Origin of the sequence: Nitratireductor aquimarinus (assembly GCF_017255295.1) — a bacterium.
GTDB classification, from domain to species: Bacteria; Pseudomonadota; Alphaproteobacteria; order Rhizobiales; family Rhizobiaceae; genus Nitratireductor; species Nitratireductor aquimarinus.
The window spans coordinates 12,678-38,773 of record NZ_JAFKDE010000007.1 but is presented as its reverse complement, the minus strand read 5'-3'; the positions used below and the strand labels follow the sequence as shown (position 1 = coordinate 38,773).

The 26,096-nt window shown below is 62.6% G+C and carries 27 protein-coding genes; 19 read left to right on the top strand and 8 right to left on the bottom strand.

The window, feature by feature from the left end; genetic code table 11:
• Nucleotides 1-78 precede the first annotated feature (78 nt).
• Nucleotides 79-483: a hypothetical protein gene (locus JYP46_RS12945; RefSeq protein ID WP_222474109.1), complete on the bottom strand. Its 405-nt coding sequence runs from the start codon at nt 481-483 to the stop codon at nt 79-81.
• Between the two features lie 78 nt (nt 484-561).
• Here JYP46_RS12945 and JYP46_RS12940 point away from each other — a divergent pair, with 78 nt between their 5' ends.
• Nucleotides 562-1,467, top strand: a complete 906-nt coding sequence (locus tag JYP46_RS12940) for a DMT family transporter (protein ID WP_206548321.1) — start codon at nt 562-564, stop codon at nt 1,465-1,467.
• Here the strand turns inward: JYP46_RS12940 and JYP46_RS12935 are convergent.
• Nucleotides 1,431-2,285 (bottom strand): YihY/virulence factor BrkB family protein, encoded by an 855-nt coding sequence (locus JYP46_RS12935; RefSeq protein WP_162742204.1) that lies wholly within the window; start codon nt 2,283-2,285, stop codon nt 1,431-1,433. The genes JYP46_RS12940 and JYP46_RS12935 overlap by 37 nt on opposite strands.
• Before the next feature lie 101 nt (nt 2,286-2,386).
• Between JYP46_RS12935 and JYP46_RS12930 the strand changes: the two genes are divergently transcribed.
• The 7 genes from JYP46_RS12930 (at nt 2,387) to JYP46_RS12900 (ending at nt 7,820) form a co-directional block, all read left to right on the top strand.
• A complete protein-coding gene (locus tag JYP46_RS12930; protein WP_206548320.1) occupies nt 2,387-3,220 on the top strand; it encodes an SDR family oxidoreductase in 834 nt (277 codons plus the stop codon).
• A 19-nt stretch (nt 3,221-3,239) separates the two neighbouring features.
• On the top strand, nt 3,240-3,440 hold the full coding sequence (locus JYP46_RS12925) for a twin transmembrane helix small protein (RefSeq protein ID WP_113153126.1): 201 nt from the start codon (nt 3,240-3,242) through the stop codon (nt 3,438-3,440).
• 8 nt (nt 3,441-3,448) lie between these two features.
• Entirely contained in the window at nt 3,449-4,030 is a 582-nt protein-coding gene (locus tag JYP46_RS12920; RefSeq protein ID WP_206548319.1) for a cob(I)yrinic acid a,c-diamide adenosyltransferase, read from the top strand.
• Nucleotides 4,031-4,071: 41 nt separating this feature from the next.
• Nucleotides 4,072-4,839, top strand: a complete 768-nt coding sequence (locus JYP46_RS12915; RefSeq protein WP_206548318.1) for a rhomboid family intramembrane serine protease — start codon at nt 4,072-4,074, stop codon at nt 4,837-4,839.
• 189 nt (nt 4,840-5,028) lie between these two features.
• The gene (locus tag JYP46_RS12910; protein ID WP_206548317.1) at nt 5,029-5,778 is read left to right on the top strand and encodes an electron transfer flavoprotein subunit beta/FixA family protein; all 750 of its coding nucleotides are present in this window, start codon (nt 5,029-5,031) and stop codon (nt 5,776-5,778) included.
• A 16-nt stretch (nt 5,779-5,794) separates the two neighbouring features.
• Nucleotides 5,795-6,724 (top strand): electron transfer flavoprotein subunit alpha/FixB family protein, encoded by a 930-nt coding sequence (locus JYP46_RS12905; protein ID WP_206546217.1) that lies wholly within the window; start codon nt 5,795-5,797, stop codon nt 6,722-6,724.
• A 214-nt stretch (nt 6,725-6,938) separates the two neighbouring features.
• Nucleotides 6,939-7,820, top strand: a complete 882-nt coding sequence (locus JYP46_RS12900; protein ID WP_113153122.1) for a 3-hydroxybutyryl-CoA dehydrogenase — start codon at nt 6,939-6,941, stop codon at nt 7,818-7,820.
• Between the two features lie 54 nt (nt 7,821-7,874).
• On the opposite strand, the gene JYP46_RS12895 is transcribed toward JYP46_RS12900, so the two are convergent.
• The 4 genes from JYP46_RS12895 to secA all read right to left on the bottom strand — a co-directional run bounded on the left by JYP46_RS12895 (nt 7,875) and on the right by secA (nt 15,828).
• The gene (locus tag JYP46_RS12895) at nt 7,875-10,160 is read right to left on the bottom strand and encodes an acyl-CoA dehydrogenase (protein ID WP_206548316.1); all 2,286 of its coding nucleotides are present in this window, start codon (nt 10,158-10,160) and stop codon (nt 7,875-7,877) included.
• Nucleotides 10,161-10,250: 90 nt separating this feature from the next.
• Nucleotides 10,251-11,453 (bottom strand): GNAT family N-acetyltransferase, encoded by a 1,203-nt coding sequence (locus tag JYP46_RS12890; RefSeq protein ID WP_371685973.1) that lies wholly within the window; start codon nt 11,451-11,453, stop codon nt 10,251-10,253.
• 68 nt (nt 11,454-11,521) lie between these two features.
• Complete coding sequence (locus JYP46_RS12885; RefSeq protein ID WP_113153119.1) at nt 11,522-12,934, bottom strand: lipopolysaccharide biosynthesis protein; 1,413 nt, start codon at nt 12,932-12,934, stop codon at nt 11,522-11,524.
• 164 nt (nt 12,935-13,098) lie between these two features.
• Complete coding sequence (gene secA / locus JYP46_RS12880; RefSeq protein ID WP_206546219.1) at nt 13,099-15,828, bottom strand: preprotein translocase subunit SecA; 2,730 nt, start codon at nt 15,826-15,828, stop codon at nt 13,099-13,101.
• 243 nt (nt 15,829-16,071) lie between these two features.
• Here secA and JYP46_RS12875 point away from each other — a divergent pair, with 243 nt between their 5' ends.
• The 6 genes from JYP46_RS12875 (at nt 16,072) to JYP46_RS12850 (ending at nt 20,342) form a co-directional block, all read left to right on the top strand.
• Nucleotides 16,072-16,989: a peptidylprolyl isomerase gene (locus tag JYP46_RS12875; RefSeq protein WP_113153117.1), complete on the top strand. Its 918-nt coding sequence runs from the start codon at nt 16,072-16,074 to the stop codon at nt 16,987-16,989.
• Between the two features lie 194 nt (nt 16,990-17,183).
• Nucleotides 17,184-18,425 (top strand): bifunctional glutamate N-acetyltransferase/amino-acid acetyltransferase ArgJ, encoded by a 1,242-nt coding sequence (argJ, locus tag JYP46_RS12870; protein WP_206548315.1) that lies wholly within the window; start codon nt 17,184-17,186, stop codon nt 18,423-18,425.
• 15 nt (nt 18,426-18,440) lie between these two features.
• The gene (locus JYP46_RS12865; protein ID WP_224924962.1) at nt 18,441-19,232 is read left to right on the top strand and encodes a GNAT family N-acetyltransferase; all 792 of its coding nucleotides are present in this window, start codon (nt 18,441-18,443) and stop codon (nt 19,230-19,232) included.
• Nucleotides 19,229-19,651 (top strand): (deoxy)nucleoside triphosphate pyrophosphohydrolase, encoded by a 423-nt coding sequence (locus JYP46_RS12860; RefSeq protein ID WP_113153114.1) that lies wholly within the window; start codon nt 19,229-19,231, stop codon nt 19,649-19,651. The genes JYP46_RS12865 and JYP46_RS12860 overlap by 4 nt, the downstream gene beginning before the upstream one ends.
• Before the next feature lie 127 nt (nt 19,652-19,778).
• Complete coding sequence (locus JYP46_RS12855) at nt 19,779-20,099, top strand: hypothetical protein (RefSeq protein WP_113153113.1); 321 nt, start codon at nt 19,779-19,781, stop codon at nt 20,097-20,099.
• Nucleotides 20,100-20,174: 75 nt separating this feature from the next.
• The gene (locus tag JYP46_RS12850) at nt 20,175-20,342 is read left to right on the top strand and encodes a Flp family type IVb pilin (RefSeq protein ID WP_206548314.1); all 168 of its coding nucleotides are present in this window, start codon (nt 20,175-20,177) and stop codon (nt 20,340-20,342) included.
• A 37-nt stretch (nt 20,343-20,379) separates the two neighbouring features.
• On the opposite strand, the gene JYP46_RS12845 is transcribed toward JYP46_RS12850, so the two are convergent.
• Nucleotides 20,380-21,249, bottom strand: a complete 870-nt coding sequence (locus JYP46_RS12845) for a methyltransferase domain-containing protein (protein WP_206548313.1) — start codon at nt 21,247-21,249, stop codon at nt 20,380-20,382.
• Between the two features lie 115 nt (nt 21,250-21,364).
• Here JYP46_RS12845 and JYP46_RS12840 point away from each other — a divergent pair, with 115 nt between their 5' ends.
• Genes JYP46_RS12840 through JYP46_RS12825 form a run of 4 tightly spaced genes read left to right on the top strand, consistent with a single transcriptional unit; the run spans nt 21,365 to nt 23,682 of the window.
• Entirely contained in the window at nt 21,365-22,108 is a 744-nt protein-coding gene (locus JYP46_RS12840; RefSeq protein ID WP_244974869.1) for a ComF family protein, read from the top strand.
• A 25-nt stretch (nt 22,109-22,133) separates the two neighbouring features.
• On the top strand, nt 22,134-22,400 hold the full coding sequence (gene grxC, locus JYP46_RS12835; protein ID WP_113156026.1) for a glutaredoxin 3: 267 nt from the start codon (nt 22,134-22,136) through the stop codon (nt 22,398-22,400).
• Nucleotides 22,397-23,260 carry a carbon-nitrogen hydrolase family protein gene (locus JYP46_RS12830; RefSeq protein ID WP_206548312.1) on the top strand — a complete coding sequence of 288 codons (864 nt, stop codon included), beginning with the start codon at nt 22,397-22,399 and terminating at the stop codon, nt 23,258-23,260. Before grxC ends, JYP46_RS12830 begins: the two co-directional genes overlap by 4 nt.
• Nucleotides 23,257-23,682 carry a DUF1178 family protein gene (locus JYP46_RS12825; protein ID WP_113153108.1) on the top strand — a complete coding sequence of 142 codons (426 nt, stop codon included), beginning with the start codon at nt 23,257-23,259 and terminating at the stop codon, nt 23,680-23,682. Before JYP46_RS12830 ends, JYP46_RS12825 begins: the two co-directional genes overlap by 4 nt.
• Nucleotides 23,683-23,790: 108 nt before the next feature.
• Here JYP46_RS12825 and ubiG read toward each other — a convergent pair whose 3' ends face one another.
• Entirely contained in the window at nt 23,791-24,540 is a 750-nt protein-coding gene (gene ubiG / locus JYP46_RS12820; protein ID WP_113153107.1) for a bifunctional 2-polyprenyl-6-hydroxyphenol methylase/3-demethylubiquinol 3-O-methyltransferase UbiG, read from the bottom strand.
• Between the two features lie 259 nt (nt 24,541-24,799).
• Here ubiG and JYP46_RS12815 point away from each other — a divergent pair, with 259 nt between their 5' ends.
• A complete protein-coding gene (locus JYP46_RS12815) occupies nt 24,800-26,074 on the top strand; it encodes an aspartate kinase (RefSeq protein WP_113153106.1) in 1,275 nt (424 codons plus the stop codon).
• Nucleotides 26,075-26,096 lie beyond the last annotated feature (22 nt).

The window sequence follows — 26,096 nt, the reverse complement described above, 5'->3', positions numbered from 1 at the left end:
TGCACAAAGGGTGCTCCAAGCTATTCCTGGAGCATCGGAACAACCCGAAAACCGGATTCCATTTTTCGGGCCGAGGTTCTAGCCGATCCTTTTGATGATGGCCTTGATGATGACGAGGAGGAGCAGCGCGCCAAACGCGCCGCCGAGGCCCGCCAACGCCGCGTCGAGCAGGCTCCCGAAGCGCGTGCCACGTTCGTTGAAAACATAAATGGTGCCGAAGAAGGCGAGCGTGATGATCGTGGCGTTGCCGAGTGTGCCGAATCCATCATCGCCCAGCGCGGCGCTGAGGCCGAGCGAGAGGATATAGGAGATCATTGTCACGGCAACGAGCGCGAACAACAGCCAGCTCGTGTCCAGTTTCATCAGCATTCGCGCATCCCCCCGGTGGCGCAACAGATCATCTTTCTTGATCGTATGATGGAAATGTTTCGCTTTCCTTGCGGGGTGCGTGGCTGATAAAGCCGCGCTCAGACCGCCAGCCAATGGATTGCCGTGCGTCCATGGGGACGAACAAAGGGCAATCCGGCCTTCCGATGCTCCAGACGCAGGGACAAGAGACCGATGCAAGACCTTACGCGGGCCATCCCGGCCCTTTTCGTCCTCCTCTGGGCGACGGGCTTCATCGGCGCGCGTTACGCCATGCCCTGGGCCGAGCCCTTCACCTTTCTGTGGGTGCGCTTTGCCATCACCTTCGGCGTCCTGCTTCTGATCATCCCTCTGGTGAAAGCGAAGGCGATTGGCCCGTTGAACGCCATGCACGCGGCAATCGCCGGCGTGCTGATGCATGGTGTTTATCTGGGAGGCGTGTTCTGGGCTGTCCGTCAGGGGCTTCCGGCGGGCTTTGCCGGCCTGATCGTCGGGCTCCAGCCCATGCTGACTGCCGTGATCGCCGGGCTTTTCCTTGGCGAGACGGTGACGCGCAAGCACTGGCTTGGCCTTGTGGTCGGGCTTGTTGGCGTCGCCACCGTGCTGTCGCCGAAATTCGGCTCGGCCACGGACGGCGTCACGGTTGCAACGCTTGGCGCGGCCATCGTCGCGGTGATCGCCATGAGCGTTGGCACGGTGTGGCAGAAGCGTTTCGTGGCGACGGCCGATCTGGTCACGGTGACGCTTTGGCAATATGTCGGCGGCTGGGCGGTGGCTTTCCTGATCGCCACGCTGTTCGAGACCGGGGATTTCGTGCTGAACGGCGAACTGGTGTTCGCCATGGTCTGGCTGGTCTTCGTCCTGTCGCTGGGCGCGATCTTCCTTCTGATGATCCTCATCCGCGAAGGAGAGGTGGCCCGCGTGGCTTCGCTCTTCTATCTCGTGCCGGGCGTGACCGCCCTGATGGCGTGGGTGCTGTTTGACGAAACGCTGAGCCCGATCCAGCTTGTCGGCATGGCCATCACCACATTCGGGGTGGCACTGGCGACGCGCCGCAGCCCGCGTCAGTCGGCTCCGGCCACGATGCGTGCTTCGCGATAACGCTTGATCGAGGCGTTCAGCTCACCGCCGAGAATGAACATCGCCGAGATGATGTAGAGAAACACCACCGCGATCATGATCGAGGCGAGGCCGGCATAGGTGCTGGCATAGCTGCTGAAACGGCCGAGATAGGCCGCGAAGACGCTCGAGCCGACGAAGGAGCCGAGCAGGGTGAAGGCAATGCCCGGCAACACATCCAGAAGGCTGCGACGCCCCGCCGGCAACCACAGATGCACGGTGATCAGCGCCAGGATGAGAACCGTCAGCGCGATGACGTAGCGCCAGAACGTGATGGTGCCGACATAGGGCGCGATCCACTCGAAATTGCTTTCGGCGATGTTCAGCGCCACGGGCGCGATGACGAGAAGCAGGCTGATCGCCAGAAAGCCGATGGTCGCCACCAGCACGAAGATCAGGCTCTGCGCGCGCAGCCGAAAGATCGAACGCTGTTCGCTGACCCGGTAGGCGCGGTTGAGCGAGAGGCGCAGTGCCTCCACGCCATTGGACGCGAAAACGCCCGCAAGCACGACACCGAAGGTCAGGACGTCGCTGCGGCGCACGCCAAGCACATTGTGCACTTCCTGCGCGATCGGCTCTGCAACCTCTTTGGGCCATGTGTCGAAGATCAGGTCCACCGCCTGCTGCGAAAAGGCGTCGGCTCCCAGAAAGCTGGCGAGCGCCGTGGCGAAGATCAGGAACGGAAACAGCGCCATCAGCGCAGAGATCGCCACGTGACTGGCCATTGCCCAGCCGTCATCGGTGTTGAAGTGGCCGAGCGCATCGCCGAGGATGCGTCTTGTGGCGTTCAGTCCGCGCACGGCTGTTCCTTTCAGTTCGATTCCAAGACTGCTTTTTATTGTTTCGCACCGGTCAATATGTGAAACCGAGGCACTTATAAACAAGTGCAGACGGGAATTTCATGGGCCAGGGCCGGACAATTCTGATCACCGGAGCATCATCGGGCATCGGGGCCTGGTGCGCCAGTGCCCTGCAAAAAGACGGCTGGCGGGTCTTCGCAACGGTGCGCCGCCCGGAGGATCGCGCGGCGCTGGAGGCGCAGGGGATCGAGCCGCTATATCTGGATTACGCCGAGCCCGAATCAATTGCCGCCCTTGTCGAAGAGGTGCTGCAACGCACCGGCGGCACGCTTGATGCGCTTTTCAACAATGGCGCTTATGCGCAGGCCGGTGCGGTCGAGGATCTGCCGGTGGAGGCGCTGCGCCATCAGTTCGAGGTGAATGTCTTCGGCTGGCACGATCTCACCCGGCGCATCGTGCCCGTCATGCGCCGGCAGGGGCATGGCCGCATCGTCCACTGCTCGTCGATCCTCGGTCTCGTGCCAATCAGGTTTCGCGGGGCCTATGCCGCGTCAAAATATGCGCTGGAAGGGCTGATGCTCTGCCAGCGGGCGGAACTGGACGGTTCGGGCATCCATGTTTCGCTGATCGAGCCGGGGCCGATTGCCTCGAAGATGGCCAGCAATGGCCTGCCATGGTTCGAGCGTTTCATCGACCATGAAAACTCCGTCCACCGCGAGGCCTATGACGCGCAGCTGGCGCGGTTGCGGCAGGGCGGTGTGAAATCACGCTTCAAGCTTGAGCCGGATGCGGTCTATGTTCAGCTCGCCCACGCGCTTCTTTCCCCACGCCCGAAGCCGCACTATGTGGTAACCACACCGGCGCGCATCGGTGTCGCATTGAAACGTCTCCTGCCTGCGCGCATGCTCTACAGCTTCCTGTCGAATCAGGGTTGAACCCGAGAAGAAAACCGCCATGGAAACACTCTTCAATATCCTCTCCATCCTCGTGATGATGGCGGTCGTGATCGTCCTCATTCGCGGCCTCATGAACATGATGCGCGGCGGGTCCGCCAACACGTCCAACAAACTGATGCAGGCGCGCGTCATCCTTCAGGCAATCGCCATCGTCTTCGTCGTTCTCGCGCTCTATTACGCGCGCTCGAAGGGCGGCTGAGGCGTTTCATGGTCAAGCTGAACAAGATCTACACCCGCACGGGCGATGACGGGACGACGGGGCTCGGCTCGCGCGAGCGCCGCCTGAAGAGCGATTTGCGGGTCGCCTCCTACGGCACGGTGGACGAGGCCAATGCCTGCATCGGCATGGCCCGCATTCATCTGGCCGAGACCGCGCCGGCAATCGACGCGATGCTCATGCGCATCCAGAACGATCTTTTCGACCTGGGGGCAGATCTTGCCACGCCAGACACGGGCGAGGTGCTGGAATATGAGCCCCTGCGCATCGTCCAGAGCCAGGTGGACCGGCTGGAGGCGGATATAGATGCGCTGAATGCGGAGCTTGCGCCGCTGCGCTCCTTCGTTCTGCCCGGTGGCAAACCGGCGGCGGCGGCGCTTCATCTTGCCCGCACGGTCTCGCGCCGGGCCGAGCGCCTCATGGTGGAACTCGGAACCATTGAGGGCGAAATCGTCAGTGACGAGGCCATGCGCTACATCAACCGCGTGTCGGATTTCCTCTTCGTCGCCTCCCGGGCCGTCAATGACAATGGCGCGCTCGACGTGCTATGGGTGCCTGGGCAAAATCGCTGACGAAAGTCGGGCCGGGATCGGGGCCCGCGAAGAGGGCTCCGATGTTCATACCGCTGCACGACGCAAACAGCCTGCGGCATATCAACCGGCAATATGTCACGCTGACCATCATTGCGGTCAACGTGATCGCCTATCTGATAACGACGGTCGGCGGCACTGATTTCGCTTTCGCCGCCGCGATTGGCCTGGGTTACATTCCCTCCGTCGCCTACGATCTCGCCGTGCTACCGCCCGAGCTTGATCTCGTGCCGGAACCGCTGACCTACATCACCTACACTTTCCTGCATGGCGACCTGATGCATCTGGGCGGCAACATGCTGTTTTTGTGGGTGTTTGGCGACAATGTGGAAGATGCGCTCGGCCATTTCCGCTTTCTGGTCTTCTATGTGCTCTGCGGCGTGGCCGGCGCCTATATGCATGGCTTCATTGCGCCGGCTTCCAATGCGCCGCTGATCGGCGCTTCTGGCTCGATTGCCGGCATTGTCGCCGCCTATCTGATCCTGCATCCCCGGGTGAAAGTGTGGGTGCTGGCCTTTGCCCGCATTCCGCTGCGCATTCCGGCCTTCGTTCTTCTGGCGCTGTGGATCGGCTTTCAGTTCCTGATGCTGGTGATCGACACGGAAAACCAGATCTCCTGGGCGGCCCATGCCGGCGGCATTCTGGCGGGCGCCGTGCTGGTGTTTATCCTCAAGCGCCGGGATGTGCCGCTGTTCGACCGCAGCATCGAAAAACCGCGGGCGGTGGAGCTGGAGAAACCCGACATGGCGCGGCCGCTCGAAAGCAGCCAGCCCCGCTGGGGACGACAATAGGGCGTTTCGACATATTGACGTGAACGTTAGGCCTCTCTACGGTCCCGCCAACTCCGGCGGCGAGCCGCATGAAGGGGGGAGGAGGCGTGTTCTGAATTTCCCCGCACATGTCGGCATTCGGCTAACCGGCTAATCCGTCTGCTGTTATTCAGCATCAGAACCGAAGTCCACCATGGAAGGTGAATGCGCATGAAAGTCCTTGTTCCGGTAAAGCGGGTCATCGACGCCAATGTGAAGCCCCGCGTGAAGGCGGATGGCTCGGGTGTCGAGCTGACGAACGTCAAGATGGCGATGAACCCGTTCTGTGAAATCGCGGTCGAAGAAGCGATCCGCATGAAGGAAGCCGGCAAGGTCGAAGAAATCGTCGCCGTTTCGATTGGCCCGGACAAGGCCCAGGAAACGCTGCGCACCGCGCTCGCCATGGGCGCTGACCGCGCAATTCTGGTGAAGACCGACGATGCGGTCGAGCCGCTCGACGTCGCCAAGATCCTCAAGGGCGTGGCCGATGAAGAGAAGCCGGAGATCGTGATCCTCGGCAAACAGGCCATCGATGATGATTCCAACCAGACCGGCCAGATGCTTGCAGCGCTGCTCGGCTGGAGCCAGGGCACGTTCGCATCGGATGTCGAGCTTTCCGACGGCAAGGCCAAGGTCACCCGTGAGGTGGACGGTGGTCTGCAGGTGGTCGAGCTCAAACTGCCGGCCATCGTGACCACGGATCTGCGCCTGAACGAGCCGCGCTACGCGTCTCTGCCCAACATCATGAAGGCCAAGAAGAAGCCGCTCGACGCCAAGACGCCGGGTGACTACGGGGTCGAGGTCAAGGCGCGTCTCAACGTGCTGAAAACCGAGGAACCGGCTGGCCGCAAGGCAGGCATCAAGGTGGGCTCCGTCGCCGAACTGGTCGACAAGCTCAAGAACGAAGCCGGCGTGCTTTAAGGGGAAGGGAAAAAAGATGGCTATTCTTCTGGTTGCCGAACACGACAACGAAACCCTTTCCGACCAGACCGCCAAGGCGCTGTCCGCCGCGAGCCAGATCGGCTCCGACGTTGATGTGCTGGTTGCCGGCAAGGGCGCAAAGGCTGCTGCCGATGCCGCAGCGAAGCTTGCCGGCGTGCGCAAGGTTCTGCTCGCCGAGAGCGACGCACTTGCCGAGCGTCTCGCCGAGCCGCTGGCCGATCTGGTTGTCTCGCTGGCTGGCGATTACGACACCTTCGTCGCGCCCGCCACCACCACCGGCAAGAACGTCATGCCGCGCGTTGCAGCGCTGCTCGACGTGATGCAGGTGTCCGACATCGTCGAAGTGGTCGACGCCAAGACCTTCAAGCGCCCGATCTACGCCGGCAACGCGATCCAGACGGTCGAATCGACCGACGACAAGCGCGTCATCACCGTTCGCACGGCCACTTTCCAGGCTGCCGCCGAGGGTGGTTCGGCCGCAGTCGAGACCATCGACGCGCCTGCCGCTTCCGATCTGTCGAGCTTCGTTGAAAACCGCATCGCCGAGAGCGACCGTCCCGAACTGACGTCGGCACGGGTCATCATCTCCGGTGGCCGCGCGCTCGGTTCGGAAGAGAAGTTCAACGAGGTCATCCTGCCGGTGGCCGACAAGCTGGGCGCTGCCGTTGGCGCTTCGCGCGCCGCCGTCGATGCGGGTTATGCCCCGAACGACTGGCAGGTGGGTCAGACCGGCAAGGTCGTTGCACCCGAACTCTACATTGCCTGCGGCATTTCCGGCGCGATTCAGCACCTGGCGGGCATGAAGGATTCCAAGGTGATCGTCGCGATCAACAAGGACGAGGAAGCCCCGATCTTCCAGGTCGCCGATTACGGCCTGGTTGCAGACCTTTTCGACGTGCTGCCGGAGCTCGAAAAGGCGCTTTAAGCCAATAATCAGAACACCGGAATCTCAGGCAACAGCCCCGCTTTCGAGCGGGGCTTTTTTTATGCGGCGTTCACGGCTCCGCCAGCGCCACCGTTCGCCGCAGAGCTGGCCAAGGATTTTGTAAGCGGGGGTAGACGCCATTGCGCGGCCCATCTAGTTTGCACTGCAACAACAGCGACGAAGGGTGCGGACCGCACTTCACGGGGTTTTCGACATGACTGGAAAGATTGAAAAAGTGGGTGTGATCGGTGCGGGTCAGATGGGCAGCGGCATCGCCCATGTGGCTGCACTGGCAGGTTTCGACGTGAAGCTCTACGACCTTTCCTCGGAGCGGATCGAGGCCGGCATCGCAACCATCTCCGGCAACATGGCGCGCCAGGTCTCTTCGGGCAAGCTGGAAGACAAGGTGCGCCAGGATGCGCTGGCCCGCATCGCGCCCGCGACCACCATGGAGGCACTGGCCGACATGGATCTGGTCATCGAGGCGGCCACCGAGGATGAGACGGTCAAGCGCAAGATCTTCGCCCAGCTCTGCCCGGTCCTGAACCCCGAGGCCATCGTCGCCACCAACACCTCTTCCATCTCGATCACGCGCCTTGCCGCACAGACGGATCGCCCCGAGCGCTTCATCGGCATTCACTTCATGAACCCGGTTCCGGTGATGAAGCTGGTCGAGCTGGTGCGCGGCATCGCCACGGAAGATGACACGTTCGAGAAGGCGCGCGGTTTCGTCGACAGTCTTGATAAGACCATCACGGTTGCCGAAGACTTCCCGGCCTTCATCGTCAACCGCATCCTGCTGCCGATGATCAACGAGGCGATCTACACGCTTTATGAGGGCGTCGGCACGGTCGAGGCCATCGACACCGCCATGAAGCTTGGCGCGAACCATCCGATGGGCCCGCTGCAGCTTGCCGACTTCATCGGCCTCGACACCTGCCTGTCGATCATGCAGGTGCTCTATGAGGGCTTAGCAGACTCCAAGTACCGCCCGTGCCCGCTTCTCGTGAAATATGTCGAGGCAGGCTGGCTTGGCCGCAAGACCGGTCGCGGCTTCTACGATTATCGCGGCGAAACGCCGGTGCCGACGCGCTAGAATAATCGCGGTCAGGTGTATGAACCTGACTGCTTTTGCCGGTCCCGACCGGCGCTATTCGGCAGCCTGTCGCCGCGGTGTCTTTCGCCGCGCGGCAGGCTTCTTCTTTTTGTGCTGGCCGGCGGTGGCGGAGATGTCTTCCATCGGAAAGGCATCCACCGCGATCACCCGCGCGACCGCCTCCTGCGCTTCGCGAAGCTGCGTGAACTCGCCATCGGTGATGAGGTCCATGTCGTGTGCTTCCTGCGGATCGCTGACCTTGCTGGCGCGCATCTTCTTCTCGATGGGCGCTGCGTCGATAACGAGCCGGAAGGCGCGTTCCAGATCCTTCAGCGGATGATGGTCATGCCCCTGACCCAGATAGAGATCCGGCGTCAGCCGGTCCCGCTGCTCTGACGGTTTCATGAGGATTTCGGCAAGCTGCGAGGAAAGCCTGTCGGACGGCGCCGGTTTGGGCACGCCAAGGGGGAAGGCGATCAGGCGCACCAGCCAGGCGGCGGGCCGTGACGGCAGATTGTCCAGAACGCCACGGAAGGCAACGCCGAGGCGTGCTTCGCCCTCAAGCATCAGATAGTCGACGACGGGCTTGTCTTCGGCAAACCGCCCCTCGCTCTCATAGCGTTTGAGCACTGCACCGAGGAGGTAGAGTTCGGCCAGAATGTCGCCCAGCCGCGCGGAGATCATCTCCCTGCGCTTGAGGGAGCCGCCAAGCGTCAGCAGGGCGAAATCCGAGAGCAGGGCGAAGGCCGCTGAATAGCGCGACAGCTTCTTCCAGTGATGCGGCATCGCCGCACTTTCGGGCGCGGGCCCGAGGAAGCCGCCGCTCCAGCCGCGAACGAATGCGCGTCCCGCAGTCTTGAGGGCGTGGCCGACATGCTTCCAGAACGTGTCGTCGAAATGATCGAGCCCTTCTTCCCTGTTGTCGCTCGAAAGCGCCAGAAGCTCTTCCAGCATATAGGGGTGGGAGCGGATTGCACCCTGTCCGTAGATCATCAGATTGCGGGTGAGGATGTTCGCGCCTTCGACCGTGATGCCGACGGGAACGGCGCGATACATCGCGCCCATATAGTTGTTCGGCCCGTCGATGACGGCCTTGCCGCCATGAATGTCCATGGCGTGCTCCACGGAGCGGCGCATGCGCTCGGTGGCGTGGTATTTCATGATTGCCGAGACGACCGAGGGCTTGTGCCCTTCATCCAGCGCCGCCAGCGTGACGCGCCGCGCGGCATCGATCAGATAGGCGTTGCCGCACAGTTCGGCGAGCGGCTCCTGAATGCCCTCGAACATGCCGATGGGCACGTTGAACTGCGTGCGCACCCGCGCATAGGCCCCGGTGGCGCGCGCACACATGGCGGCGGATGCGGCCGACTGAGAGGGAAGCGAAATGCTGCGACCGGCGGCGAGCGCCGTCATCAGCATGGTCCAGCCCTGGCCGATCTGTTCCTCGCCACCGAGAATGTGATCGAGCGGCACGAACACGTCCTCGCCGTAGAGCGGTCCGTTCTGGAAGAAAGTGTATTGCGGAATGTGCCGGTCGCCGTGGCGCACGCCCTTCGTGTCGGTGGGCAAAAGCGCGACGGTGATGCCCAGATCCTCGCCCCGGCCAAGATGGTTTTCCGGGTCGTGCATCTTGAAGGCGAGGCCCATCACCGTGGCGATGGGGCCAAGCGTGATGTAGCGCTTGTGGAAGTTGAGACGCAGGCCGAGCACCTTCTTGCCCTTCCACGTGCCGTATTCCACCACGCCCGTGTCGGTCATGGCGGCGGCGTCGGAGCCCGCATGGGGCGAGGTGAGGCCGAAACAGGGCACTTCGCGGCCGTCGGCCAGCCGCGGCAGCCAGTATTTGCGCTGCGCCTCTGTGCCGAAATGCATGAGCAGTTCGCCGGGGCCGAGCGAATTGGGCACCATCACCGTGACGCCCGCCACGATGCTGGCGGAAGAGAGCGTGCGCACCACTTCCGAATGCGCGGTGTTGGAAAAGCCGAGCCCGCCGAATTCCTTCGGGATGATCATGCCGAAGAATTTGTTCCTGCGCATGAAGTCCCAGACGGCGGGCGACAGATCGCGGTCACGCCAGTTCAGCGTCCAGTCGTCGACCATGGCGCAGAGTTCGCGCACCGGCCCGTCCATGAAGGCCTGTTCCTCGTCCGAAAGACGCGCCGGCGGCATTGCCACAAGCTGCTCCCAATCGGGATCGCCTGTGAACAGCTCGCCATCCCACCAGACCGTGCCTGCGTCGATCGCCTCGCGTTCCGTTTCCGAAATCGGCGGCATGATCTTTCGCGCCCAGTTGAAGATGGGCTTCGAAACATGGTCGCGGCGGAAAGTCTTCAAACGCATGGCCAGCCTCCGATGTTGCGCCAATATATCAGGCTTGCACGTTATAGGCGAACGACGGACGGCCCGGGTTTGTTCCCGAACGTGGAAGCTTTACCCGAGCGCGCTGCGCAGGCGGTTTCGGGCAATCCGGAGCCGGTTTCGCACACGCCGTGTCAGGCTGAGCTGCGCCGCCGCCTTGCGGACATGCCGGTCCGAATCGGGCGTGAGCCCCACAACCATGGTGCCGAGCGGCCTCCGCTCGCTCCACAGGCGGCTCATCACGGGATGATCCGGCACCGCGCAGGAATCCGTCATGATGATGTTGGGATCGTCCAGATGCGTCTTGGTGACCTCGATCATGAGAAGCGTGCCGGGCGAATAGGCGGCGAAGCCCTCGTCATAGGCCGTCTTCCACGTATAGGCGGTGCCGTTTTCGATGAACACGATGAGGCAGGCGATCACCGCGTCATCGAGCGTCAGCATGTGAATGCGGCACATGTCGCGCTCGCACAGCCGGTGCACGGCTTCGCGGGCGAAGGCGGCGCGGTAGCGGTCGATAGCCATGGCCGAGCGTTCGCGGCCCTTCCAGCCCGAAGCCTCGAGTGTCAGAAACGCTTCGATGCCGTGGCGCACTTCGTCGGGGTGGCGGGCGATCCTGTAGTCCAGCTTGCCCATTTCGCCCAGCCGGCGCTTGAGGCGGCGGAACTCGCGATAGTGATGGGCGCGCAGCGAATCGCGCAGATAGGTGTCGCCATCAAGCGCGCTTTCCAGCGTCGGGCGCTCGATGCGGTTGGTGATCTGGAAGGGCAGGTTCCGCGCATCCACCACCGTGCGCAGGATCGCCGCAAATGCGCCGTCCAGTCCCACATCCGGCAGAACGAACACTTTCGGGTGGTCGAGATGGGGCCGCGCCAGCATGGCGAAGAAATCCTCGATCACGCCGGCCGGATCGTCATAGTCGACCAGTGGCGTGCCCAGAGGGCCAAACGGGTTCGACCAGGTGCGCAGAACCGGAACGCTGAAAGGCAGAAGCGGGCGCTCGATGGTGAAGGGAACGAGAAGCCGCAGGCGGCTCCGCTCCTCCGTGCCGTCGCGGATGACCGCAAGCCGCACTTCGCGGTCTTCAAGGCGCGGCATGGCCGGCGCCAGAAAACGCGGATTGAAGAAGATGTTGGTCTCGATGGAACGCGCGGCCAGATAGTCGAGCTCGTCCACCAGCTCGAAGCCGGCGGACGCCGGATAGATGGCGAGCTTGCGTTCGCTCTGCTCGGCTGCAAGCAGCGCCAGATGTCTGGTGTCGGTTTTCTGCGCGATATCGGTCAGGTGATCGCTTGCCGCGCCCGATGCGCCGCTGCTCGATTCTTCGAGGAGAGGGGGGATGCTCAAGAGGAAGCCTCCTTTCTGGCGCGCGGGAGGAACACCAGCATGCGGATTCCAAGCTTCCGCCAGGCGGTGAATGAGAGGGATGCTGCTTCGAACAGAATGGCGAGCCCGGTGGCGATGGCTGCGCCCCACAGGCCGTAGATCGGGATCAGAACCATGTTGAGCCCGATATTGATGCCGAGCGTGATGGCGTAGATGCCGGCGCACACTTTCTGGTAGCCGCTCATGGTGAGAAGGCTCTCCGCAGGCCCCACGGCCGCGCGGGCGACCACGCAGGAAACCAGAAGGAAGAGAAGCGGATAGCCGGCCGTGAAGCCGCTGCCGAACAGCATGAGCATGGGCCTGCCGATGATGAGCACGACAACGCCCATGGCGAGCGATGGCCAGAAGGTCCAGGTGACCGTCTCCGCCGCGAAGGCTGCAAGGCCTTCCCTGTCGCCGCCATGCATGTAGGCCGAATAGCGCTGCGCAACGCTGGCCTTCACCGCGAAATAGACGAAATGCACCAGCGCCAGCGTTTTCACGGTGGCGAAGTAGATGGCCACATCCGTGGGCGTCATGTAGCGACCGACCATCAGCACATCGGCATTGGTGAGCAGGAAATAGAAGCTCTCGACCAGAAAGATCGGCAGCGAAATGCCGACCCAGTGCTTCATCAGGAAGCGGGGTTTGCCGGGCGGCGTGCTGCGCTTCACCCGCGTCGTGATGCTGACGAATTGCAGGAGCGTGGTGGCATAGGTGGCCAGAATGGCCGTGATGATGGCCGTCTTTGCGTCGGGCGCGTAGCCGGAAAGAACCGCTCCCGCCATGAAGAGCAGGATCAGTATGGGGCGGATGAAATAGGCGGGAAGCAGGGCCCAGACCACCCATGCATTTGCCCGCGAGACGCCCTGCAGAAGGTCGCTCAGCGCCAGCATGGGCAGGCAGATGAGCCCCAGATAGAACGGAACCACGTAATAGGATTCGATATAGGGTTCCAGAAACCGCAGGCCCGCAAGACCCGCGAGCATGAACAGTGTCGAGGTGCCCAGCACGAAGAACCGGCCGGCAATGTTGACGCCGCGCAGCTCCGCAAAAGCACCCTTGGTGCGGTATTCGGGAATGAAGCGGATGATCGCCGTGTGAAAGCCGAGGCACGAAATGTTGCCGAGGATGATCATCGTCACCCAGACCAGCACATAGATGCCGTATTCGAAACTGCCCATCCAGCGGGCCAGAAAGACCTGGCTGAAAAACGCGATGACCGCGTTGACGATGCGGATCGCGAAGGCAAGCAGTGCGTTGCGACCGGCCTCGCCACGCGCATCGCGTGCAGAAATGAGGGTGTCGAGCTTCGCAAGCCAGGGACGCGCGCGCGCGGCCAGCTGCTCCGGCAGCAAGCGTTCACCGGTCCCCGTCGCTGAAAAGCGCACCCGCCCCACTCCTCTCAAGTCACTCGACCTGCGGTTTAGCGCAAACTGCTTAAGAAAAAGAAAGGGCGGGCCGGGCGGTCGCTTCTTTGTTCCGGCAAAGAAAAAGGCCGGATGAAAACCCGGCCTTTTCGTTATCTGTTGAGAGACGCCGCGCGCCGGACTGCTTAGGCGAAAGCGCCGTGGCAGTGCTTGTATTTCTTGCCCGAGCCGCAGGGGCAGGCTTCGTTGCGGCCGACCTTGCCCCAGGTTGCGGGGTCGTTCGGGTCGCGGTCCTCTGCGGCGACCACGCCGCCTTCGGCGCGGGCGAGCGTCATCGTCTCGCCGTCCGCGAACTCGTCTTCGCCCGTCGAACCGTCGATGTGATGCGCCTGCATTTCCGGTGCTTCCGGCGGCGGTGCATCGGCGGCCTCGCGCACCAGCTCGACGCGCATGAGCTGCGACGTCACCACCTGGCGCAGATTGCTGAGCATCGACTGGAAGAGCTCGAATGCCTCGGTCTTGTACTCGTTCAGCGGATCGCGCTGGGCGTAGCCGCGGAAGCCGACGACGGAGCGCAGATGGTCGAGATTGACCAGATGCTCGCGCCACAGATGATCGAGCGTCTGCAGCAGGATCGACTTCTCGACATAGTTCATGATGTCGGGGCCGAAACGCTCGGCGCGGTCCTTGGCGGCAGCCTCGGCGGCCTCGCTGATGCGCTCGCGGATATCGTCTTCGGCGATGCCTTCTTCCTGCGCCCATTCCTCGATGGGAAGGTCCAGGTTCAGCGAATTCTGCACCGCTTCGCGCAGTTCCCTGGTCTGCCACTGCTCGGCATAGGCCTTTTCGGGGATGTGGCGCGCGACCAGATCGTCGACCGTGTCCTGACGCATCTCGGCGACGGTCTCGGAGAGGTTCTCACCGTCCATCAGCTCGATGCGCTGCTCGAAGACCACCTTGCGCTGGTCGTTCATCACGTCGTCGAATTTGAGCAGGTTCTTGCGGATGTCGAAGTTGCGCGCCTCGACCTTTTTCTGCGCCTTTTCAAGCGCCTTGTTGATCCAGGGATGGACGATGGCCTCGTCTTCCTTGAGGCCGAGCTTTTGCAGCATGCTGTCCATTCGGTCGGAACCGAAGATGCGCATCAGGTCGTCCTGGAGCGACAGATAGAACTTGGAGCGGCCCGGATCGCCCTGACGGCCGGAACGGCCACGGAGCTGGTTGTCGATGCGGCGGCTTTCATGACGCTCGGTGGCCAGAACGAAAAGGCCGCCGGCGGCCAGCGCCTGCTCCTTGAGGCGCTTCACGTCCTCGCGGATGGCCTGTTCCTTCGCATCGCGCTCGGGGCCGGCTTCCATGTCGCCAAGCTCTTCGGCAATCCGCATTTCCGGGTTGCCGCCGAGCTGAATGTCGGTGCCGCGACCGGCCATGTTGGTGGCGATGGTGACAGCGCCCGGCTTGCCGGCCTGCGCCACGATGAAGGCCTCGCGCTCGTGATGGCGCGCGTTCAGGACCTCAAAGCCCTGCAAGCCTTCCTGACGAAGACGCTCGGCCAGGAACTCCGATTTCTCGATGGACGTCGTGCCGACCAGGATCGGCTGCCCCTTGGCGGCGGCTTCCTTGATCTCGCGGACAATCGCCTTGAACTTCTCTTCGACGGTCCGGTAGACCTCGTCGTCCTCATCCAGGCGCTGGATCGGCAGGTTGGTCGGGATCTCGATGACTTCGAGCCCGTAAATGTTGCCGAATTCTTCCGCTTCCGTCGAAGCCGTACCGGTCATGCCGCCCAGCTTGTCGTACATGCGGAAGTAATTCTGGAAGGTGATCGAGGCGAGCGTCTGGTTCTCCGGCTGGATCGCCACGTGCTCCTTGGCCTCAAGCGACTGGTGCAGGCCTTCCGAGAAGCGGCGGCCCGGCATCATGCGGCCGGTGAACTCGTCAATGATGACGATTTCGCCATTGCGGACGATATAATCCTTGTCGCGCTGGAACAGTTTGTGCGCCTTCAGCGCATTGTTCAGGTGGTGCACGATGGCGACATTCTCGATGTCGTAAAGCGAATCGCCTTTGAACAGATCCGCTTCGCGGAGCATGTTCTCCATCTTCTCCGTGCCTTCTTCCGTGAAGGTCGCGGTGCGCTGCTTCTCGTCGATTTCGTAATCGTCTTCCACGAGATGCGGAATGAAGGTGTCGATCTTGTTGTAAAGCTCGGAGCGGTCGTCCAGCGGGCCGGAAATGATGAGCGGCGTGCGCGCCTCATCGATCAGGATGGAGTCCACCTCATCGACGATGGCGTAGAAGTGTCCGCGCTGGACCATCTGGTCGCGTTCATACTTCATGTTGTCGCGCAGATAGTCGAAGCCGAGCTCGTTGTTCGTGGCGTAGGTCACGTCGCAGGCATAGGCTGCGCGGCGCTCGTCATCCGACATGCCATGCACGATGACGCCGGTTGAAAGACCGAGGAAGCCGTAGAGGCGGGCCATCCACTCGGAGTCGCGCTTGGCCAGGTAGTCATTGACCGTGACCACGTGCACGCCCTTGCCGGACAAGGCGTTGAGGTAAACGGGAAGCGTCGCAACCAGCGTCTTGCCTTCACCCGTCTTCATCTCGGCGATGGAGCCTTCGTGAAGAACCATGCCGCCGATCAGCTGCACGTCAAAGGGGCGCATGCCCAGCGCGCGGCGGGATGCCTCGCGCGCCACGGCGAAGGCGGGAACGAGAATGTCGTCGAGCGACTTTCCGTTCGCGAGCTCCTTGCGGAACTCTTCTGTTTTTCCGCGCAATGCCTCGTCGGACAGCGCCTTCATTTCGTCTTCAAGCGCGTTGATCGCGGCGACGCGCGGGCGGAAACCCTTTACGCGACGATCGTTCGAGGAGCCGAAAACTTTGCGGGCGAGACCGCCGAGACTGACCATCCAGTGGTCCTTTCACTTTCTGACAGACGGCATTCAAGAGCGGGGTAAAGACCCTGCTCGCGCCGAGCGAGAGCAATTATATAACAATTCGTGTCCTGAAATGCGTTCTGGACGCAGGACATCAGGACAGATAAGAGGGGCCAAGAGTGATGTCAACGCCGCGTTAAACATGCGCTCTTGCGCAAAATTCCGCCATATTGATAAGCGGTTTGGGCTAAAACGGAATCACCAACGGAGAGTTTCATGCTGAAATCGTTTCGCCGTTTCCTGGCCATTCAGGTTGGGGCCGGTCTGACGCTGGCCGCTGTAGGCTTCATGCCTGCTCATGCTGCCGATGCCGATGTCGTCGCCACTGTGAATGGCATGGAGATCACGGAGGGCGATTTGGCTATCGCCAGCGCGGAGTATGGCGCGCAGTTCGGTAATCTGCCCGATCCGCAGCGCCGCGCAGCACTTCTTTCGGCGCTGATCGAGATCCGCCTGCTGGCCTCCGAGGCCGAAGAAAAGGGCCTTGCCGAGGGTGAAGCCTTTGAAAAGCGCCTGGCATTCCTGCGCAATCAGGCGCTTCATGCGGCCTTCATCGAGAAGATCGTCAACGACGCCGTGACCGAGGAAGATGTCCGCGCCAGCTACGACAAGCAGATCGCTGATGCGCCTGCCGTCAACGAGGTGCGCGCCCGTCACATTCTGGTGAAGACCAAAGAAGAAGCCGAAGCGATCATCAAGCAGCTCGAAGAGGGCGGCAATTTTGAAGAGATCGCCAAGGAGAAATCCACTGACGGTGCGGCAGCCAATGGCGGCGACCTCGGCTATTTCGCTTCCGGCCAGATGGTGCCCGAATTCGAAAAGGCTGCATTTGCCATCAATCCGGGCGAATTCTCCAAGGAGCCCGTCGAAACCCAGTTCGGTTTCCATGTGATCAAGGTTGAAGACAAGCGCGCCAAGCAGCCGCCGGCATTCGACGCCGTGAAGGATCGCGTACGCTCCCTTCTGGTGCGTGAGCGCTATGTCGAACAGGTTTCGGCGCTGCGTGACACCGCTGAAGTCGACGTCAAGGACCCGGCTCTCAAGGAATTCATCGACGCAGCCGAGAAGCAGCAGGAAGAAGCCGCTTCCGGGGCTGAAGCAGCCGGTGAAGGCGAAGAGACCAAAAGCGAATAAGCGCTGAAGCGCAGGTTCAATTGGAAACGGCGGGCGCCTGGCGTCCGCCGTTTTTGTTTTGTCAGACGGTGCTGTGTGCACTGTGGGTCGGCTGACGCGCCGCCGGGTATCCGAGCTGTTTCAGCTTGCGTCGGAAAAAAAACTCGGGCAGACCGGCAGGAATCCAAAGCTTCCAACCCGAGTAAGTTTGCCCCATGTCTGTTGCAGTCTCTCCTCTTGCTCCCAAGACCTATCCCGATATGCCCGCCATTGACGGTGTGCGCATCGCAACCGCTGAAGCCGGTGTGAAATACAAGGGGCGAACCGATCTCCTGACCATGGTGTTCGATGAGGGCACCACGGCTGCCGGCGTTTTCACCCAATCCAAGTGCCCATCGGCTCCGGTGGAACTCTGCCGCGAAAATCTGGCCGGCGGCGAGGCGCGCATTCTCGTCGTGAATTCCGGAAACGCCAACGCGTTCACCGGCAAGAAGGGACGCGCGACCACTTCTGCCGTGGGCGAAGCTGCCGCGGCTGCGGTCAAGGCGGACAAGAGCACGGTTTTCATGGCGTCCACCGGTGTGATCGGCGAGCCGCTGCCGGCGGAACGCATTACCGGTTTTCTGGAAGGCATGGCCGCAAAGGCAGCGCCGGGCGGCTGGCTTGAGGCCGCCAGGGCCATCATGACCACCGACACCTATCCCAAGGTGGCGACGGCGACCGTGCGCCTTGGCGAACATGATGTGGTCATCAACGGCATTGCCAAGGGCGCAGGCATGATCGCGCCCGACATGGCCACCATGCTTTCCTTCGTGGCGACGGATGCGCCGATTGCCGCGCCCGTTCTGCAGGATCTTCTGTCGCGCGGAACCGGCAAGACCTTCAACGCGGTGACGGTCGACAGCGACACCTCCACCAGCGACACGCTGATGATGTTTGCAACGGGCGCTGCCGCAAAGCGCGGTGTCACGCCGATCAACGATCTGAAGGATCCCCGGCTCGCAGGCTTCCGCCGGGCGCTCAACCGCATCCTCAAGAACCTCGCGCTGCAGATCGTCCGCGATGGCGAAGGCGCGCGCAAACAGCTCGAAATCACGGTGACGGGCGCAAAGTCTTCCCGTTCGGCAAAGAAGATTGCGATGTCCATCGCCAATTCGCCGCTGGTGAAGACGGCGGTTGCCGGCGAAGACGCAAACTGGGGCCGCGTCGTCATGGCTGTCGGCAAGGCGGGCGAGCCGGCCGAGCGCGATCTCCTGTCGATCTGGTTCGGCGATATTCGCGTTGCCCATGAGGGGGAACGCGATCCGGCCTATTCCGAAGAAGAAACCTCCGCCTATATGAAGGAGGATGAGATCACGCTGCGCGTGGATCTCGGACTCGGGCGCGGCAAGGCCACGGTTTGGACCTGCGACCTGACCAAGGAATATGTCGCCATCAATGGCGATTACCGGAGCTAGGGTGTGCCAGGCCAAGTGAGGCAGGACGTAAAACAGGATTTCGCCATCATCCGCCGCTTTGAGGCGGCGGGGTTGCGCGCTTGGCCTGCCGAAACGGTGGCCTATGACGGCACCTGGGTGCTGCGGTTGACCGCCGGTCACCCTGCAAAGCGCCTGAATTCCATCAATCCGCTTGATCCGGGCGATCATCGAAACCTTGAAGAGCGCATCGCGCGCGCTGCCGAGCAGTTCAAGGCCTATGGGCGGCCGCTCACTTTCCGGCTGTCGCCGCTCGCCGCGCCAGAAATCTCCACCTATCTCGACGAGCAGGGCTGGTCGACGCTTGGCCGTTCGCTTGTCATGGCGCTCGATTTGCGCGAGGCGGATCTGACCGAGGCGATGGACCAGATACCGCTCAAGGACCGGCGACGCTTCGTCAATGCCACGCTCAAGGTGCATGGCTATGAGGAACTGCACCGTGCGGGTCTTTCGCGTGTCATTGGCGCGATTCGCCCGGAAACCGGCCTGTTCGTCCTCGAAGAGGGCGAAGAGCCGGTGGCGACCGCCATCTGCGTGCATGACAGCGATCTGGCGGGGCTCTTTGAAATCGCGACGCGCCCTTCATGGCGCGGCAAGGGCTATGGCCGCCGTGTTCTCCTGTCTGCGCTCAAATGGGCCCAGTCACACGGGGCGGAGCGGGCCTGGCTGCAGGTGGAGGCCGACAACGAGGTCGCCGTAGGCCTCTACAAGGCGATGGGCTTCCGCGAAATCTATTCCTATCATTACCGCCAGCCGCAGGAAGCGGTCGGCACGGAGCACGCCGAATGAACGATCTTTCCCAGCCGGCCAAGCCGATCCTGCTGGTCGCAGCCTGTGCGCTGGTTGATGCGGATGGGCGGGTGCTGCTCGCCAAACGCCCCGAAGGCAAGGCGCTGGCGGGGCTCTGGGAGTTTCCCGGGGGCAAGGTGGAGAACGGCGAGACGCCGGAAAACACCATTGTGCGTGAGCTTGTCGAGGAAATCGCCGTCGAGACGAAGACGGCGTGCCTTGCGCCGCTCACTTTCGCCAGCCACACCTATGATGATTTTCACCTGCTGATGCCGCTCTATGTCTGCCGCCGCTTCTGGGGCACGCCGCGACCGCAGGAAGGGCAGGAACTCAAATGGGTGCGCCCGCGCGACATGCGCGATTACCCCATGCCGCCGGCCGATGCGCCGCTTATCCCGCACCTCATCGACCTGCTGTAAAGCGCCTGTCGGCACAAAGCCGGGCCGCTCGAACAGAGTTAATCCTTCGTTTACGCAACAGTGACAAGTTGATTGCGGGGACGGGCCGTTTTCGCGGCAGGGTTTAACCATCTGGCGAGAGGTTGGTATGGTTTCTGGCGAATTTGGGGATACGGAACGCGCGGGCTGGTCCACGCGGGCCGGCAATGTGGGCATCGGGGCGCTCAGGATCGCCCTGCTTTTTGGAACCGCAGCTGTCGCGCTCGCGCTGTTTCTGACGCCGGTTGTTGAAAAAAGCACCCGCTCCAAGATCGCGCAGGTTGGCGCGCCGTTCGGGATCGACCCCATCACCACGTCTTCCACGAAGCGGCAGGACCGCAGTTACACGATCCGGCGCAGTGTTTTGCAGCCCTCGCGCAACGCCACATGCATCATCCATCAGGATGGACGACGCAGCGGCGACTGCTGATCTCGTTAATCGGCTCTCAGCTTTTCTTAAGGCTTTTCGCCCAGAATTGCCTTCCAGACAGGGGGAGCCGGGCAAATGGGCAGGCATTTTCTCAAGGATCGGTGCGGCGCGACCGCAATCGAATATGCGTTAATTGCAGGCCTGATCGCTCTGGCGATCGTGGTCGGTGCGGCGCAGACGGGACAGCAGCTCAAAGCCAGCTATGGGAACGTCGCGAGCAAAGTGACCACGGCCAACCAGTAGGGCAGCCGCAGTCAATCTCTCCCGGCCTTCTCCGGGCCTATTCGCCCCTGTTTTTCTCCAAAGCCTCTTTCAGTGACATCTTCGCGCTGCCCGGTGCGAGCGGCTTTTGCTGGGATTCGTGCGGGGCCCAGCCAGACATCCAGATAATGTTGAAACTTGCCCTGATACGCCCGTCCGGATCGGAGAAGCGCTCGGCATAGATCTGTGCTGCGCGCATGAAGAGCGCGCGCGTGGCCGGTTTGCGCGAGCGCGCGACAAGCGCGCTGGTCGCGCCCATGAAACGCAGATCCCGCATCAGGTCGAACATGGTGTCGTAACGCACGGTCAGGTTCTCGAGATCGGTGACCGGCAGCGCAAAGCCCGCACGCTGGAGCAGTCCGCCCACATCGCGCACATCGGCAAAGGGGCTCACGCGCGGGGCAGCGCCCTCTGAAAGCTCGGTCTCTGCGGCAAGCAGGGATTCCCTGAGTTCCTGAAGCGTGCCGGCGCCGGCCATCGCGCCGAGAAACAGGCCGTCGGGCTTCAGCGCACGGCGGATCTGGGCGAGCATGCCCGGAACGTCATTTGCCTCATGCAGGCTGAGAAGCGAAACGATGAGATCGTGGCTGCCGGGTTCGGAAGGCAGGGTTTCCGTTGCCGCGACGATGCCGTCATCGCCAAGAAGGACGGCGTCGGCCTCGATGCGGGTCACCTGGTCGACCTTGCCGCTTTCGCGCATGGCCATGGCCGCGTCGGAGGTGAGGCAGAAGAGCGCTGCGGCGTTTTCAAAGCGCCGCTCGACGGTGGCCAGCCGCTCTTCCAGATCGGCAGCGGCCCGCTGCATCAGGAAGCGGGCTCCCGGATCGCCCTGCTTCAGGGCGCGCTTCTTGTGCAGAAGGGCCAGGTCGGCGTCGAAGAGCTGTTCCATGCGTCATCCTTTGTTTCTGGATGCGCCATCGCACAAAAAGGCTATGCTGGCAAAGAGGCAATGCCTTTTGGGGGAGGGGCGTTTCGTGGAGGGCGTATCGCGATTGACCGGGGTGATGAGCGGGTGGATGCAGCGCATCCTCTTCCCGCCGGTGTGTCTCGGCTGTTCCAGCCTTGTCACGGAACCCGGAACGCTCTGCGCTTCCTGCTGGGGGCGGCTGCGCTTTCTGGAGCGGCCATGGTGTCCGGTCATGGGCACGCCTTTCTCTCTGGACCTTGGCGACAGCATGCTCTCTGCGGAGGCGATTGCATCGCCGCCGCCCTTTGCGCGGGCGCGCTCGGCGGTCGCCTATGGCGGCGTCGCCCGGCGGCTGGTTCAGGGGCTGAAATTCCGCGACCGCACCGATCTCGCGCCGTGGATGGCGCGCTGGATGCTTCGGGCCGGCGGAGAAATTCTGCCCGAGGCGGATCTGGTGGTGCCGGTTCCGCTGCATCGCAGCCGTTTCTTTTCAAGGCGCTTCAACCAATCGGCGGAGCTTGCGCGGGCTGTGGCGCGTCTGGCTTGCGTTGATTACATGCCGGAGGCGCTGGTGCGGACGCGGCGCACGCGCCAGCAGGTGGGGCTGCGGGCGAGCGAGCGCGAGGCCAATGTGCGCGGCGCATTTGTCGTGCCGGACGCCCACCGCCCGGCGATCAGGGCGCGGCGCGTCGTTCTGGTGGACGATGTCTACACCACGGGCGCGACGGTTGCCGCCGCCTCACGGGTTCTCAAGCGTGCCGGCGCGCGCGAGGTGGATGTTCTGACATTTGCGCGCGTTTTGCCGGGGGACTTTCGGGCAGACCTCCAAGAGCCTATATAAACCCCGACAAAGCATGGGACCGAAAATGTCTGACGTAACGATCTACACACGGATGATGTGCGGCTTCTGCAGCGCCGCCAAGCGCCTGCTCGACGGCAAGGGCGTTTCCTACACGGAACACGATGCAAGCTTTTCCAACGAGCTGCGCCAGGAGATGATCCAGCGGGCCAATGGCCGCTCGACCTTTCCGCAGATTTTCATTGGCGACGTCCATGTGGGCGGTTGCGATGAGCTTCACGCTCTCGAGCGCGAAGGCAAACTGGATGCGATGTTGAAGGAGATCCCGGCATGAGCAAACTGATCGCCGCTGCCCTGCAGATGCGTTCCGGCACCGAGCCGGAAGCCAATGCCGACGCTTTTGAAGCGCTGGTGCGTGAGGCTGCGGGCAAGGGCGCGCAGTATGTTCAGAGCCCGGAAATGACCGGTGTGATGGTGCGCAGCCGCGACGACCTGCTGGAGCGCATCACCGGAGAGCGCGGCGCGCTGGTCATCGACCGCGCCCGTGCGCTGGCCGATGAGCTTTCGATCTTTGTTCATCTGGGCTCCACGGCCGTCGCGCTCGATGACGGACGGGTGGCGAACCGCGCCTTTCTGTTCGCGCCCGGTGGCGCGCTTGTGACCACCTATGACAAGCTGCACATGTTCGACGTCGATCTCGACAATGGCGAAAGCTGGCGCGAATCGGCCACCTATGCCGCCGGCGAGCGGGCCGTCGTTGCCGATCTGCCGTTTGGCCGTCTCGGTTTCGCCATCTGCTACGACATGCGCTTCCCGCAGCTTTTCCGTGCGCAGGCGCTTGCCGAGGCACAGGTGCTGACAGCACCGGCCGCCTTCACCCGGCAGACGGGCGAGGCGCACTGGCATGTCCTTCTGCGCGCCCGCGCCATCGAGAATGGCGCATTCATGATCGCCGCCGGTCAGGGCGGCCTGCACGAGGACGGGCGTGAGACCTATGGTCATTCGCTGATAGTCGATCCGTGGGGCCGTGTGCTGGCCGAGGTCGATGGAAACGAGCCGGGCATCGCCATGGCCGAACTCGACCTTGATGCGGTCGCTGCCGCTCGCGGCAAGATTCCGAACCTCAAGAACGCGCGCGATTTCTCTGTTGCACGCGTTTCCGGCGGCGGGGCGGCGGAGAGGAAAGCTTCATGATCAGTTTCAACCTGATCTGCGAGCACGACCACGCTTTCGAGGCGTGGTTCCGCAACAATGCGGACTTTGACGAGCAGAAGAAGCGCGATCTCGTTTCCTGCCCGCAATGCGGCTCGACCAAGGTTGAAAAGGCCCTGATGGCGCCGGCGGTCTCGACCGGCAAGAAGCGCGACCAGATCGCGCTGGCCATGGGGGAGAAGCAGAAACAGGCGCTGGCGCAGCTCAAGGAGCTTTCCAAAAAGGTGCGCGAGAATGCGGACTATGTCGGCGACAAATTCGCCGAGGAAGCGCGAAAAATCCATTTCGGCGAGACCGAAGCGCGCGGCATCTATGGCGAGGCGACGACCGACGAGGCCAAGGCGCTGGTCGATGAAGGCGTCGAGTTCCTGCCCCTGCCGGTGTTTCCCGACGAGCAGAACTGAGACCGGCCAGAACTGAGACCGGCCAGAAAATCGGGCGGTCAGGCGCGAGCGCCTGACTGCATTCTGATCGCAAGAGCCGGGCGCGCGCCGGCGTTTTTCCCTGAAGGCTCAGGCAGCCGGCTTCGTGGCCGCCACCATGTAGTTGACATCCATGTCGCGTGAGCGCTGCCAGCGGTCGCCGAGCGGATTGTAGACGACGCCGCTGCGATCGATGATCCGGATGCCCGCCGAGGCGAGGCCCTCTTCCAGTTCGCTCGGGCGCACGAGCTTTTCATACTGGTGCGTGCCGCGCGGCAGCCATCCAAGCACATATTCCGCGCCGATGATCGCCAGGCCCCACGCCTTGAGCGTGCGGTTGATCGTTGCCACGAACATCAGGCCGCCGGGTTTCAGCATTGCGCCGCATTTGGACAGGAACAGGTCCACATCGGCGACATGCTCGATCACTTCCATGTTGAGGATGATGTCGAATGTCTCGCCGGCGTCGGCAAGCGCCTCTGCCGTGGTGGCGCGATAGTCGATGTCGAGCTTGCCCTGCGCCGCGTGGATCTTGGCCACTTCGATGTTGGTTTCCGAAGCGTCCGCGCCAACCACCTGCGCGCCAAGCCGCGACATGGGTTCGCACAGAAGGCCGCCGCCGCAGCCGATGTCGAGCATGCGCAGGCCGGCAAAAGGTTTGGCTTCATGGGGCTCGCGGCCGAAATGCGCGGCCACATGGTCGCGGATATAGGCAAGGCGCACCGGGTTGAACTTGTGCAGAACGCCCATTTTTCCGGCGGGATTCCACCATTCCGCCGCCAGTGCGGAAAAATGCTCGATTTCACGCGTGTCGATGGTCGTTTGCCGCGCTTCGGACATGGAAAACCCCTCACTGGGTGTTGCTTGGAACCTTGGCCCATGAAGTCGGGCTGACGGGCCTGATTGTCAAGGCGGGAATTGTCTCAGGGGCAAAACCTGCCCGGCGCAACGACCGGGTTCCATTCACCGTCACATTGCTTGCAGATAAGCGATCTTTTGGGTATGGAGACCGCGGCGCAGGGCGGGTTGCCGTTGCTGCGTAATGTTGGCGCTGCCCGTCCGGGCAGCAGGAATTTCCGAGCAAAGGCACTCCGTTCCCATGGCGCGCATCGTGATGAAGTTCGGCGGAACCTCCGTCGCCGATATCGAACGCATCCATAATGTGGCGCGTCACGTCAAACGTGAGGCCGATGCGGGGCATGAGGTCGCCGTCGTGGTTTCGGCCATGGCCGGCAAGACCAATGAGCTGGTCGGCTGGGCGCAGTCCATGCCGAAGGCCACGGGTGCTGAATCGCCCTTCTATGACGCGCGCGAATACGACGCCATCGTCGCCTCCGGTGAGCAGATCACCAGCGGGCTTCTGGCCATCGCGCTGCAGTCCATGGGCGTCGATGCGCGCTCCTGGCAGGGCTGGCAGATACCGATCCGCACCGACAACGCTCACGCCGCCGCCCGCATCGTCGATATCGACGGCAGCGAGATGGTGCGCCGCATGGGCATGGGCCAGGTGGCCGTTGTCGCCGGCTTCCAGGGCATAGGCCCTGACAATCGCATCGCCACGCTGGGGCGCGGCGGTTCCGACACCAGCGCGGTCGCCGTGGCCGCTGCGGTGAAGGCCGACCGCTGCGACATCTACACCGATGTCGACGGCGTCTACACGACCGACCCGCGCATTGAGCCCAAGGCGCGCCGCCTGCCGAAGATCTCGTTCGAGGAAATGCTCGAAATGGCGTCGCTTGGCGCCAAGGTGCTGCAGGTGCGCTCCGTCGAACTGGCGATGGTGCACAAGGTCAGAACCTTCGTAAGATCGTCTTTCGAAGATCCGGATGCGCCGGGCATGGGGAATTTCGAAAACCCGCCCGGTACGCTCATTTGCGATGAGGATGAAATCGTGGAACAGCAAGTCGTCACCGGCATCGCCTACGCCAAGGACGAGGCGCAGATATCGCTTCGTCGCGTCTCCGACCGTCCGGGCGTGTCCGCAGGCATTTTCGGTCCGCTGGCCGAGGCCAACATCAATGTCGACATGATCGTGCAGAACATCTCCGAAGATGGTTCGCGCACGGACATGACCTTCACCGTGCCGTCCGGCGACCTGCAAAAGGCCGTCACGGTGCTGGAGAATGTGCGTGACACGATCGGCTTCGACGCCATCCAGTCTGAAGCCGGACTGGTCAAGGTTTCGGTCATTGGCATTGGCATGCGAAGCCATGCCGGCGTTGCCGCAATCGCCTTCAAGGCCCTGGCCGAGAAGGGGATCAACATCCGCGCGATCACCACTTCAGAGATCAAGATTTCGATCCTGATCGACGGCCCCTATGCCGAATTGGCGGTTCGCACTTTGCATTCTGTCTACGGTCTCGATAAGCAGTAGACAAACAATAACCCGAAATCTG

Coding starts and splice junctions, on each gene's coding strand:
- JYP46_RS12940 (WP_206548321.1), top strand. CDS start 562: ATGCAAGACCTTACGCGGGCCATCCCGGCCCTTTTCGTCCTCCTCTGG.
- JYP46_RS12930 (WP_206548320.1), top strand. CDS start 2,387: ATGGGCCAGGGCCGGACAATTCTGATCACCGGAGCATCATCGGGCATC.
- JYP46_RS12925 (WP_113153126.1), top strand. CDS start 3,240: ATGGAAACACTCTTCAATATCCTCTCCATCCTCGTGATGATGGCGGTC.
- JYP46_RS12920 (WP_206548319.1), top strand. CDS start 3,449: ATGGTCAAGCTGAACAAGATCTACACCCGCACGGGCGATGACGGGACG.
- JYP46_RS12915 (WP_206548318.1), top strand. CDS start 4,072: ATGTTCATACCGCTGCACGACGCAAACAGCCTGCGGCATATCAACCGG.
- JYP46_RS12910 (WP_206548317.1), top strand. CDS start 5,029: ATGAAAGTCCTTGTTCCGGTAAAGCGGGTCATCGACGCCAATGTGAAG.
- JYP46_RS12905 (WP_206546217.1), top strand. CDS start 5,795: ATGGCTATTCTTCTGGTTGCCGAACACGACAACGAAACCCTTTCCGAC.
- JYP46_RS12900 (WP_113153122.1), top strand. CDS start 6,939: ATGACTGGAAAGATTGAAAAAGTGGGTGTGATCGGTGCGGGTCAGATG.
- JYP46_RS12895 (WP_206548316.1), bottom strand. CDS start 10,160: ATGCGTTTGAAGACTTTCCGCCGCGACCATGTTTCGAAGCCCATCTTC.
- secA (WP_206546219.1), bottom strand. CDS start 15,828: ATGGTCAGTCTCGGCGGTCTCGCCCGCAAAGTTTTCGGCTCCTCGAAC.
- JYP46_RS12875 (WP_113153117.1), top strand. CDS start 16,072: ATGCTGAAATCGTTTCGCCGTTTCCTGGCCATTCAGGTTGGGGCCGGT.
- argJ (WP_206548315.1), top strand. CDS start 17,184: ATGTCTGTTGCAGTCTCTCCTCTTGCTCCCAAGACCTATCCCGATATG.
- JYP46_RS12860 (WP_113153114.1), top strand. CDS start 19,229: ATGAACGATCTTTCCCAGCCGGCCAAGCCGATCCTGCTGGTCGCAGCC.
- JYP46_RS12855 (WP_113153113.1), top strand. CDS start 19,779: ATGGTTTCTGGCGAATTTGGGGATACGGAACGCGCGGGCTGGTCCACG.
- JYP46_RS12850 (WP_206548314.1), top strand. CDS start 20,175: ATGGGCAGGCATTTTCTCAAGGATCGGTGCGGCGCGACCGCAATCGAA.
- JYP46_RS12845 (WP_206548313.1), bottom strand. CDS start 21,249: ATGGAACAGCTCTTCGACGCCGACCTGGCCCTTCTGCACAAGAAGCGC.
- JYP46_RS12840 (WP_244974869.1), top strand. CDS start 21,365: ATGAGCGGGTGGATGCAGCGCATCCTCTTCCCGCCGGTGTGTCTCGGC.
- grxC (WP_113156026.1), top strand. CDS start 22,134: ATGTCTGACGTAACGATCTACACACGGATGATGTGCGGCTTCTGCAGC.
- JYP46_RS12830 (WP_206548312.1), top strand. CDS start 22,397: ATGAGCAAACTGATCGCCGCTGCCCTGCAGATGCGTTCCGGCACCGAG.
- JYP46_RS12825 (WP_113153108.1), top strand. CDS start 23,257: ATGATCAGTTTCAACCTGATCTGCGAGCACGACCACGCTTTCGAGGCG.
- ubiG (WP_113153107.1), bottom strand. CDS start 24,540: ATGTCCGAAGCGCGGCAAACGACCATCGACACGCGTGAAATCGAGCAT.
- JYP46_RS12815 (WP_113153106.1), top strand. CDS start 24,800: ATGGCGCGCATCGTGATGAAGTTCGGCGGAACCTCCGTCGCCGATATC.